Here is a 1156-nt window from a genome sequence, read left to right on the forward strand (position 1 = left end):
CGAACCCGCTGATGTGGGTGGATCCGCTGGGGCTTTCCAACCGACCAAATAACGGTAAATACCATATATTCCAAGAGAATACTATTGCTCCAGGGAATATTTACTCCAGTGATGCAGTTCAATTTAATCGTGCAAACACAGAGTTTATTGCTCGGATGGACGCCGATCCTTCTTTCCGGCGAGATATGTTGGGCCGATACCCGGAATTGGGAGAATGGATGAAAAACCCGAATAAAGCTTCGAGCCCGCCAGTATTAACATGGCATCATCATGAAGATGTTGGTCGCTTGGTGTTGGTTGATCGTGTAGATCATGCAGACAATCACGCTCTTTATCATCCTACGGGTAAAGGAGGACGAGAAATGTGGGGTGGAGGAGAGCCAGGGAGACGAGGTAAGCTGGATGGCGCCACGGGTAATCCTAAGCCAAGCGGAGCCAGGAGAAGATCAAAAGGGGGATGCTAATGAAAGAACTAGAGTATATGACGCCTTACAGGCTAGAAGATCTAATTATTAAAATCGTTCAAGAGGGCTATATAAAGGATAATTTCTGCCTTTATACCAAAGAGTACGAGGCAATTGCGACACTTGAGCTGACATGCTATCTCGAACGTTATCCAGAGGTTAGTGATGATGATGAAGAAGTTTATCCTGACTATGTTGAACAAAATGAGTTGGAGCTATTCTTTTATGGAGATCAATTCATGGATGTGCTCAGAAGTGCACTGAATCAAAAGCCAAGTGCAACTGTGGATGAGCTTATATCAGCATTGAATTATTACTTGGAGAATGATGCTTTCATCACGTTTTCCTAGGTGTAATAACCTTCGCTCTCCAGTAAAGATTTTTGCTGCATTTCTGAATGTCCTATAGCACTCCTGCGTGGATTCTATCCACGCAGGAGTGCACACCATGAAAACCAATACGTTGATAGGTCCAATAGCCTCGATGGCTAATTGATAGTTGTACCACTTAATGTCTCAGTTCCGCCGACTGGGCCACTGTAACCAAGGGTGATACCGTGAGGCCAGTAACGGAGTGGGCGGTAGCATGTTAAAAAGAGCAATAAGTTCTGGGATCTAGTGATTTTGACGTTGCTATTTCACATCCTGAGGTATATCAGAAAGCCGCAAGGCGGTGCGCTACAAGGGCAAAAC

The 1156-nt window shown here is 45.0% G+C and carries 2 protein-coding genes; both read left to right on the forward strand.

The annotated features are described in order from the left end of the window. Nucleotides 1-464, forward strand: a 464-nt coding sequence (locus HMPREF3138_RS25695; protein WP_190273447.1) for an HNH endonuclease, incomplete at its 5' end; no start/stop codon positions are given. Beyond that, nucleotides 464-814 carry a DUF7716 domain-containing protein gene (locus tag HMPREF3138_RS16680; RefSeq protein ID WP_038874581.1) on the forward strand — a complete coding sequence of 117 codons (351 nt, stop codon included), beginning with the start codon at nt 464-466 and terminating at the stop codon, nt 812-814. The genes HMPREF3138_RS25695 and HMPREF3138_RS16680, both read left to right, overlap by 1 nt. The last annotated feature ends 342 nt before the right edge of the window (nt 815-1156 follow it).

This window comes from Serratia sp. HMSC15F11 (assembly GCF_001808215.1).
Taxonomy (GTDB): Bacteria; Pseudomonadota; Gammaproteobacteria; order Enterobacterales; family Enterobacteriaceae; genus Serratia; species Serratia nevei.

Coding starts and splice junctions, on each gene's coding strand:
- HMPREF3138_RS16680 (WP_038874581.1), top strand. CDS start 464: ATGAAAGAACTAGAGTATATGACGCCTTACAGGCTAGAAGATCTAATT.